Consider the following 6,172-nt stretch of genomic DNA (forward strand, 5'->3'; position numbering starts at 1 on the left):
AACTTCACAAGGTCTGTATGAAAAAGAAATCCCTTAAGAGCTTCCTGCACTGCTGGCGTGAAAGCATGATGTCCAACAATATCATCAAGGAACTCTTCTGTTGTCGCCATAGGGGCCTTTAAACCATAAATTTCCTCGATATATTTCCTGACAACGTCCGTGACAGCGACATAATATTCCTCGAAAAGACCTTTTGATGGCATCAACTCCCCTTCAATAACATCAAGAGCTGATAGCGCCTTAGTTCGTGGATTTTCTTCAACAATAGTCCTGACTTTACACCTTCTCCTAATACTACGATAAGAAAAAATCCCACCACAGAAAACAACTGCCGCAATTATCCAAGATATATACTTGCCTATATTAAAACCGTTACCACCACGGGAAAAAGATTTATTCCAGTTTTCTGACAACACAACGGCCGGGCTATCCTGGACAGGAAGAAGGCTGATGCTATCATCAACGACGCCATCAAAAACCTTAGGCTGCTGTATATCGCAATAAAAAACGTCGCCATAAACAACGACATCGTCATCGCCATCACTAACAAAGACTATGTCGAAAAACCTCACCGAAAAGCTCCCCTCGCGGACGGCGTCAAGAGTATAAACGACCTCTTTTACATTCATGTCTCCATCATTGCCTTCCTGTACATCTTCACCGATGAATTCGTAAGGCTTTACAGCGTCGCGAACGACAGCGTTCCGAAGCCTCTCGATATCAACATTATAACCGACAGGAAAAGTTGCCGCCAAAGATACCGAAATAGTATCCCCTACCTCAACAACCTCAGGAGTAAGCGTTGCAGATACGGAAAACCCCTCGCCATTATCAACGTGCCACGACTGCTCGCTATATAGCAAAACCGGAAAAATAAGAAGGATAAGAAGCTTTTTCATTATTTACCGCCTGCGCTCCCTCATAACAAAATAATCCCTTATCGCTTTACAATACTCTCCCTCTGTATCGATATCGACAAAACCAGCGCCGACCTTCTCCATAAGCTTCCTGTTATTGTAAAGCCTCGACTTCGTAGCGCCAGCTATCGCCGTCCTCACGGCCTCGCGAGACATATCGATAATGCGCTCTTTACCAGTCTCAAGATCTTTAAGGGTTACAACTCCTGCCTTCGGCGGCGTGCGCTCTTTTGGGTCTGTAAGACAAAGTGCTATGAGGTCGTGGCGTTTTGCTGCAATGGCACAAGAGCGAGAATAGTCTGCCGTTATAAAATCTGAAAGAAGAAAACATATCGCCCTCCTCTTCTGCACTTTCCCAAAAAAATCAAGAGCTGCGGCGATATTCGTTGTTTTCTGAGACGTTTCCGCCGTCAAAAGCTCCCTAACCATGCGAAGAACGTGTTTTACACCTTTCTGCGGAGGAATATATTTTTCGACGCCCCCGGAAAAGAGGATCATCCCCACTCTGTCATTGTTCTTTATCGCAGAAAACGCCAGCACCGCCGCTATCTCTGCGGCAAGCTCGTTTTTTTGCTTGCCCGTCGTTCCAAAAAATGACGAAGGCGAGATGTCAACGATAATCATAACAGTAAGTTCTCGCTCTTCGCGGAAATTTTTAATATAAGGGAAATTCATCTTCGCCGTAACGTTCCAGTCGATACTCCTCACTTCGTCACCAGGCTGATACTCACGTACATCTTCGAACTCCACACCACGCCCTTTAAAGACAGAATGGTACGACCCTACAAGCATATCATCAACGGCGCGGTTCGTGCGTATCTGTATGCGACGGATGTTTTTAAAAAGCTCTTTGGTGATAATAGACATTTGTGCCTTTCCCCTAGGAACTGGTATTATGGAACTAAAATCGTAGCAAAAATTCTATCGATAATGTCGTCAGACGTAATCTCTTCGGCTTCGGCCTCATAAGAAAGGCGTAGTCTATGCCGCAAAACATCACGGCCAACGCTTTTAACGTCGTGAGGAGTGACATAACCCCTACCATTGAGAAAAGCATGTGCCTTCGCCGCCTGCGTCATCGTCAGCGTCGCCCGTGGAGATGCTCCGAAGTCAAGAAGCCCTTCGATATCGACACCAAACGCTTTAGGCGTCCTTGTTGCAAAGACGATGTCGAGGATATATTCTGTGATCTTATCGTCGACATATATATCGTCGACAACGCCGCGTAGTTTAATGATGTCTTCGCTACCAATAACGGCTTCGACATTAGGAGCGTTGTTGTTATTTCCGACATACTTCGCGACAATAGCTTTCTCCTCGTCACGCGTAGGATACCCTATCGTTACTTTCATCATGAAACGGTCTGTTTGCGCCTCTGGAAGAGGATAAGTTCCCTCCTGCTCTATAGGGTTCTGCGTGGCAAGGACAAGGAACGGATTGCCGGTAGCAAATGCTTCGCCGCCTATGGTAACTTGTTTTTCCTGCATGACCTCAAGAAGAGCAGACTGCACCTTCGGTGGCGCGCGGTTAACCTCATCAGCAAGGACGATATTGGTGAAAACAGGGCCTTTTTTCACTGAAAACGTCCCTTCTTTTGGGTTGTAAATCGATGTGCCAATAAGATCAGCAGGAAGGAGGTCAGGAGTAAACTGTATCCTCTTGAAATCACACGATATCGTCCGCGCCAATGTATTAACGGCAAGCGTCTTCGCCAGACCAGGCAGCCCTTCAAGAAGAATATGTCCATCGGCAAGAAGGGCAATAAGAAGCCTGTCAATAAGGGCGCTCTGTCCTATTATCGCCTTGCCCATCTCCTCGCGTATCGCCGTAATAATACCACAATGTTCTTGTACTGCAACATTGCGCTCTTCAACTTCTGTTGTCATTGTCATGATGTTGTCCCTTCTCTTAAATTGCTTTTTACGTTAACAGGATATTAATGCCCCTTGAAAAAAACAACACAAAAAAAATCCTGCTGTCGAAACAGCAGGATTTTATGCCCGAAAGAGGACTTGAACCTCCAACCTTCGCATTACGAATGCGCTGCTCTACCAAATTGAGCTATCCAGGCGTAATAAGAAACTACATTTTAGGAAAAGTCTTTTTTTATAACAATCATTTTCTCTCTTTATACCCATGAAAGGCGCCGTAAAGCCGCTTTACTTTTAAATACATCTAATGATACCCTATATACTATGGATAATTCTTTTTTAGATAACGCCCCTCTTGGCAATGAAGTTGTGTATTCTTCGGAGTATTCACCGTCATTGTTATACCCCATACCACGCAAACATGGACGCGATATTTTAGGTATCGAGGAGCCGCTGCCTTTTGAAGGCGCTGACATTTGGAATGCTTATGAGCTCTCTTGGCTCGACGCCAAGGGTAAGCCCTGCGTCGCAATAGGCTCTATTACCTTCCCATGTTCCTCGAGGAACATTATCGAGTCCAAGTCTTTGAAACTATATCTCAACTCTTTCAGCACAAAAGCCTTCACTTCTGTCGAAGAACTTTCTTTTATAATAGAAAAAGACTTGTCGGATGTCGCCGAAGCTCCTGTATCAATAAAAATTACATCTTCTGAAGATTTCCTTCCTGCGCAGTCCTACTGTAGCGGCTTCTGTCTCGACGGCCTAGACGTCACAATCGATACATATACGCCAAACGCAGACTTCCTCTGCTGTAGAGATAACATCGTCGAAGAAAGCCTTTTTTCGCACCTTCTAAAGACGAACTGCCCTAAAACAGGACAACCGGACTGGGCGTGTATTATTATCGATTACAGGGGCCCTGCTATCGATCGTGAAGGCCTTTTAAAATATATTGTGTCTTTCCGCGAACACAATGATTTCCATGAGCAGTGCGTTGAAAAGATCTTCGTCGACATCCTTTCCCGCTGTTCTCCTGAGAGGCTTATGGTGTATGCTCGCTATACGCGTCGTGGTGGCGTCGACATAAACCCCTTCCGCGCTAACTATGCTGTATCTCCTGAAAACGCATCGATCTTCAGGCAATAGGCACATATTTCTTGCGAAAAAAGAGATTTTGAGCGATAATATTTTTTGTTACCATGCACCGGTAGCTCAACTGGATAGAGTACCCGGCTACGAACCGGGCGGTTAGAGGTTCGAATCCTCTCCGGTGCAAATTCTTCTAAGAGCTTCTCTATGATTGATATCACTCTCTTTCCTTCAGGCCCCTTCCAAACCAACGCTCTTGTTGTGTCTTGTACTATCACCAAACAGGCCCTTATCGTCGATCCTGCCCCCAATAGCTTCGCCCCTATACGCCGCCACATAAAAGAACACAACCTTACTGCTACAACGATACTTCTCACACATTCTCATTGGGACCATTTCGCCGACACCGCAAAGGTTAAGGCGACCTATAACATTCCTGTACTCGTCCACCGCGACGATGCTCCTAACCTCATCAATCCCGGCGCCGATGGGCTTCCGCTTCCCGATGATATTGAAGGCGTCGATCCTGACGGCTTCCTTGAAGACGGCATGATAATCTCTGTAGGAGAATCAAGCCTACGCGTCATCCATACTCCCGGCCATTCTCCGGGGTCTGTATGTTTCTACTGTGCCGAGGACAATATTGTCATCACCGGAGACACTCTCTTTAAGGGAAGTATCGGAAACCTATCATTCCCAACGAGTGAAGCTTCGAAGATGTGGGCATCGCTAGAAAAGCTTATAGCCCTTCCTCCTCAAACCAACTTTATCCCGGGTCATGGCGCATCATCCCAGCTATCAAAAGAGTCGTGGCTTCCTAATGCCAAAGAGCTTTTCGGATATTAACAGACACAAAAAAAGGGGCCTCAATGAGACCCCTAATTCTTCGGCAGTCATATGACCACCACAATCTTTACTAAACTAGCTTAGAATGCGTAGATAGTTTCGATTTCGAATTTCTTGTAGCTATGCTGCTGTTCGGCTGTATCAACACGCTTTTCAAGAACTTGAGTAGATTCCCAATCAAAGCTGATTGAAAGACTATCTGTTATTGCATAAAGAGCATCAATTTCATAACCTTTATAGTTGGTGTTGCCATAACGATCAGTATACATTTCAGCGTTGGCTGTGTCGCCAATGCCAATGCCAATGCCGTGTACATCAAAACCGGCGATAGCTTGTGCTTCTACGCTCTGATAGTTAACATCAACGAACCAGTCGCCTTTAACTTTTACATCGCCAACAGATAGGCCAACATAGTATGCTGCGTTTTCTTTGCTGTTAATGTCTGCTACTATTCCTTCTTTACGAGCAACGTGGTTAACAAGATATGCGCCATAAAGCTTTGTCTCGTTGTTGTTCAACCAAGCTGGGTTGAAAACATAACCAAGAGTTGCTTGTGAGTTTCTGAATTGGAATTCTCTGTTGATGTCGTTAGAAGCGGCTACTTCGCGATAATAGTTCGAAATAGAGCTCTTTGGCCAGCTTATGTACGAATACTTAACATATAAGCCAGTATCAGCAATATCCATTATACCAAGTTCTCCAACAGAACCGTAGTGATCTCTCTTTTCGTTTATTAGGAAAGATCCTGCTTTGATATAGAAATCGCCAACGCCTTCGAAGCTGTTGCCATACTTCAAGAAAGCACCGTCAAAACGGCTTGCGAATTGTATTTTAGAATCGAACCATTTGTAACCAAAGTTACGTCCGAGTTCGAAATCTAAGCGTGATGCGCCATCTTCGAAAAGGTTGATTCCGAAATATGCTTGCTCAAGAGCAATATTGTTGTTTGCGCCTGTGAAATCATGGACGCCAGCAGCTGCAAATTCTGAAACATTAGTTGTATCAATGACTGATCCAGCGCCTGCATCGTTATCGAAAGCAAGTTTAGCGTGTGCCCATGTGTTTTCAGTTTTGTGATCTATAACTAGGTTGACTTCTACATCAAACCCTTGGTCTGCTGTAGTTACAGCATCAGGATTGTTACGGCTTTTGCTGCCAGTAACGTCAAGATCGTTATATTTTTCTTTGATGCTCTGGAATTCAAAGCGAACATCGCCACCGATACTTAATTCACCTTTACCAAGATGAGTAAGTTCTTTTTTTTGCGCTTCAGAGAAATCTAGAATTTCTTCATAGTCTCCAGCACGCTGGGCGAACATAGCAGTAGTTGATAATACTGCGATCCCGACCAATAATATTTTAGTTAATTTCATATTGTACTCCATTTTTGTTTTGTTCCAACATCCCTCTAATGGAAAAGGATTTAAAAAACTTTGTAGCGCTTACAGA

At 44.6% G+C, this 6,172-nt stretch carries 6 protein-coding genes and 2 tRNA genes; 3 read left to right on the forward strand and 5 right to left on the reverse strand.

Translation table 11 applies throughout. The features are described 5' to 3' along the window. The 4 genes from HN980_04880 to HN980_04895 form a co-directional block, all read right to left on the reverse strand. On the reverse strand, positions 1-899 hold an 899-nt coding region (locus tag HN980_04880), incomplete at its 3' end, for a hypothetical protein (GenBank protein ID MBT6928810.1). 3 nt (positions 900-902) lie between these two features. Then, the gene (locus tag HN980_04885) at positions 903-1,775 is read right to left on the reverse strand and encodes a DUF58 domain-containing protein (protein MBT6928811.1); all 873 of its coding nucleotides are present in this window, start codon (positions 1,773-1,775) and stop codon (positions 903-905) included. A 35-nt stretch (positions 1,776-1,810) separates the two neighbouring features. Beyond that, complete coding sequence (locus HN980_04890) at positions 1,811-2,803, reverse strand: MoxR family ATPase (protein ID MBT6928812.1); 993 nt, start codon at positions 2,801-2,803, stop codon at positions 1,811-1,813. A gap of 111 nt (positions 2,804-2,914) precedes the next feature. Further along, a tRNA-Thr gene (locus HN980_04895) sits at positions 2,915-2,988 on the reverse strand. 124 nt (positions 2,989-3,112) lie between these two features. On the opposite strand from HN980_04895, the gene queF reads away from it, so the two are divergent. From queF to HN980_04910, 3 genes are all read left to right on the forward strand, one after another. Next, a complete protein-coding gene (gene queF / locus HN980_04900) occupies positions 3,113-3,934 on the forward strand; it encodes an NADPH-dependent 7-cyano-7-deazaguanine reductase QueF (GenBank protein ID MBT6928813.1) in 822 nt (273 codons plus the stop codon). A gap of 55 nt (positions 3,935-3,989) precedes the next feature. Continuing rightward, positions 3,990-4,063: transfer RNA gene (locus HN980_04905), tRNA-Arg, on the forward strand. Positions 4,064-4,087: 24 nt separating this feature from the next. Next, positions 4,088-4,723 (forward strand): MBL fold metallo-hydrolase, encoded by a 636-nt coding sequence (locus tag HN980_04910; GenBank protein ID MBT6928814.1) that lies wholly within the window; start codon positions 4,088-4,090, stop codon positions 4,721-4,723. Positions 4,724-4,803: 80 nt separating this feature from the next. Here HN980_04910 and HN980_04915 read toward each other — a convergent pair whose 3' ends face one another. Then, positions 4,804-6,096: a hypothetical protein gene (locus HN980_04915; protein ID MBT6928815.1), complete on the reverse strand. Its 1,293-nt coding sequence runs from the start codon at positions 6,094-6,096 to the stop codon at positions 4,804-4,806. Positions 6,097-6,172: the final 76 nt, after the last annotated feature.

The organism is Waddliaceae bacterium (assembly GCA_018694295.1).
In the GTDB taxonomy this organism is placed as follows: Bacteria; Chlamydiota; Chlamydiia; order Chlamydiales; family JABHNK01; genus JABHNK01.